This window comes from Ramlibacter sp. (assembly GCF_013697775.1).
Classification (GTDB): Bacteria; Pseudomonadota; Gammaproteobacteria; order Burkholderiales; family Burkholderiaceae_C; genus Ramlibacter.
Map to the genome: position 1 here is coordinate 1 of NZ_JACCWG010000441.1, position 3056 is coordinate 3056.

Annotated in this window: 4 protein-coding genes; all 4 read left to right on the forward strand. The window is 69.6% G+C overall.

The annotated features are described in order from the left end of the window. The coding region (locus tag H0U68_RS22440; RefSeq protein WP_296359121.1) for an ABC transporter substrate-binding protein at positions 1-458 on the forward strand (458 nt) is incomplete at its 5' end. Positions 459-572: 114 nt separating this feature from the next. After that, positions 573-1244 carry an NAD(P)H-dependent oxidoreductase gene (locus H0U68_RS22445; RefSeq protein ID WP_296359122.1) on the forward strand — a complete coding sequence of 224 codons (672 nt, stop codon included), beginning with the start codon at positions 573-575 and terminating at the stop codon, positions 1242-1244. A 61-nt stretch (positions 1245-1305) separates the two neighbouring features. Continuing rightward, positions 1306-2283, forward strand: a complete 978-nt coding sequence (locus H0U68_RS22450) for a BMP family protein (protein ID WP_296359123.1) — start codon at positions 1306-1308, stop codon at positions 2281-2283. Positions 2284-2293: 10 nt separating this feature from the next. Then, positions 2294-3056 (forward strand): ATP-binding cassette domain-containing protein (locus H0U68_RS22455; protein WP_296359124.1); only part of this gene is annotated, 763 nt, incomplete at its 3' end.

Consider the following 3056-nt stretch of genomic DNA (forward strand, 5'->3'; position numbering starts at 1 on the left):
TGCTTGTGCTGCGCGGCGAAGCCGGCGTGCGCTACCTCACCGCGTTGCGCCAGCATGCCGGCGCGACGCCGGCCTACGGCATGTCGTACCTGTCGGGCGGCGACGCGGCGCAGGGCGACGAAGCGGGGACGCCCGCCAACATCGCGCTGGCGCAGGTCACGCCCAATCCGGGCGCCGCGGCGACGCCGCTCACGCGCGACTACCTGCGCGCAATGAAGGAGTTCGCGCCGGGCGAGCGGCCGTCGCCCGAGTCGCTGGCCGGCTGCATCGCCGCGCGCACGGTGGTGGAGGCGCTGCGCCGCATGGGCGGCGAGCCGACGCCGGCGCGCCTGACCGCGCAGCTGTGGAGCCTGCGCGCCGACCTGGGCGGCTTCGTGCTGGACCTGACCGGCAGCAACGTCGGCTCGCACCTGGTGGACATCGGCTGGGTCGATGCCGGCGGCCGGCTGCGTTTTTAGCCGCACACGACGCCGCGAAGAAAAACTCATCCCAGCGCTGAAGAAATCCCGTTTGTCGCGCCCCGGCCCGCTGCCTAGCATCGGACCACCGCAAACAAGCACGCAAGGGATTTCATGACAACGGTTCTGCACATCGACGCGAGCGCCCGCCAGGGCAGCTCGCGCGAAAGCAAATATGGCTCGCACACGCGCCGGCTCAGCGCGCGCTTCATCCAGCGCTGGCGCGCGGCACGGCCCGACGACACGGTGGTCTACCGCGACGTCGGCCAGGAGCCGCCGCCGCCCGTCACCGGCGAGTGGATCCACGCCGCCTTCACGCCACCCGAGCAGCGCGAGCCCTGGATGCACGCCGCGCTGGCCGTGAGCGACACTCTGGTGGACGAGCTGCTGCGCGCCGACGTGATCGTGGCGGGCTTGCCCATGTACAACTTCAATGTCCCGGCGCAGTTCAAGGCGTACATCGACAACATCGTGCGCGTGGGCCGCACCTTCGGCTTCGACCGCGCCCGCCCCGGCGAGCCGTACTGGCCGCTGTTGACCGAGCAGCGCAAGCAGCTGGTGATCCTGAGCTCGCGCGGCGACTACGGCTACGGCAGCGGTGCGCGCATCGCGCACATGAACCACGTCGAGCCGTCGACCCGCACCGCGTTCGCCTACATCGGCATCACCGACGTGCACGGCGCGGCCGTCGAATACGACGAGTTCGCCGACGAGCGCCTGAAGGATTCCATCGCCACCGCCGAAGCCGCGGTCGACGTGCTGGCGGCGCAGCTCGTGCAGCGCTGACGCGCGCGGCCTTCCCGCCACCCGACTCCATTCCCTGCCGAAAAATAAAAGGAGACAAGCCATGAAGATGTCCAAACGCCGCTTCCTCGCCAGCGCGGCCCTGCCGGGGCTCGCAGCCGCCGCGCTGCCGCGCGCCTTCGCGCAGGCCGCCGCGCCGTACAAGATCGCCATCGCGCTGCCGGGCAGCATCACCGACAACGGCTGGAGCCAGGCAGCGTTCGACGCGCTGACCGCCGCCAAGGCGAAGTACGGCATCGAGTTCGCGTATACCGAGAAGATCAAGGAGCCCGACCACGTGGAAACGCTGTCGGACTACGCGCGGCGCGGCTACAAGCTGGTGATCGCGCACGGCGGGGAATTCCAGGATGCGGTGAACCGGGTAGCGGCGCGTTTCCCGAACACCACCTTCGTCGTCAACAACGGCTTGGCGACGGGAAAGAATGTCGCCACCGCCGATTTCTATTTCAGCCAGCCGGCCTTTCTCATGGGCTACGTGGCGGGCAAGATGAGCAAGACCGGCAAGGCCGGCTTCATCGGCGCGCAGAAGTTCAAGTTCACCACCGACAGCCTGGCCGGCTTCGAAGCAGGCTTCAAGCGCGCCCGCCCAGACGGCAAGGTGTTCGCGAGTTGGACCGGCGACTGGGAGGACGTGGCCAAGGGCAAGGAGGCTGCGCTCAACCAGATCAGCCAGGGCGTGGACGTGCTGTGGCCGACCATGGACCGCGCCACCGTCGGCGCGCTGCAGGCCGCCAAAGAAAAGCGCGTGTACGCCGTGGGCCTGTACTACGACGCCATCAAGAGCTGGCCGGACATCATCCTGCAGTCGGACATCCTGGACGTGCGCGGCATGATGCTCAACTACATCAAGGTGGCGCTGGACAAGGGGCTGGAAGGCCGCAACTACAAGTACGACCTGAACACGCCGGAGGCGGTGCGCATCGGCAGTTTCCACCCGGCGGTGCCGCCCGCCGTGGCGCAGGAGGTGGAGGCGCTGGTGGCCGACATGAAGGCCGGCAAGCTCAAGCCGCAGCCGCTCTGAGGCCCCAGCCATGAGCTACCTCGCCCTGCAGGGGGTGTGCAAGAGCTTCGGCGGCTTCAAGGCGCTGGACGGCGTGACGCTGAACGCCGACAAGGGCAGCGTGCTGGCCGTGCTGGGCGAGAACGGCGCGGGCAAGACCACGCTGATGAACGTGCTGTACGGGCTGTACCGGCCGGACGCGGGCCGCATCCAGGTGAACGGCGAGACGGTGGTGCTGGATTCGCCGCGCGACGCGATCCGCCACCGCATCGGCATGATCCACCAGCACTTCCACCTGGCCGGCGCGCTCAGCGTGGCGGAGAACGTGCTGGTCGGCCTGGAGCCCGGGCTGCGCCGGCTGGACCTGGCGCAGCACGTGCGCCGGCTCGAGCGCATGTGCGCCGACTACGGCTTCGAGGTGGACGTGCACGCGCCGGTGTGGAAGCTGCCGATGGGCATGCGCCAGCGCGCGGAGATCCTGAAGGCGCTGTACCGCGAGGCCGAGATCCTGGTGCTGGACGAGCCGACCAGCGTGCTCGCGCCCGACGAGATCGCGGCGCTGCTGGCCAGCATCCGCCGGCTGAAGCAGGCGGGCACCACCATCCTGTTCGTCACGCACAAGCTGGACGAGGTGTTTGCCGCCGCCGACGGCGTGGTGGTGATGCGCCACGGCAAGGTGGTGGCCGACATGCCGGCGGCGCAGACTAGCGCGCGCGAGCTGTCGCGCCTGATGGTGGGCCGCGAGGTGGCCGCCGTGCCGGCAGGGCGGACCGCGCCGCCCGGCGAGGTGGCGC

Coding starts and splice junctions, on each gene's coding strand:
- H0U68_RS22445 (WP_296359122.1), top strand. CDS start 573: ATGACAACGGTTCTGCACATCGACGCGAGCGCCCGCCAGGGCAGCTCG.
- H0U68_RS22450 (WP_296359123.1), top strand. CDS start 1,306: ATGAAGATGTCCAAACGCCGCTTCCTCGCCAGCGCGGCCCTGCCGGGG.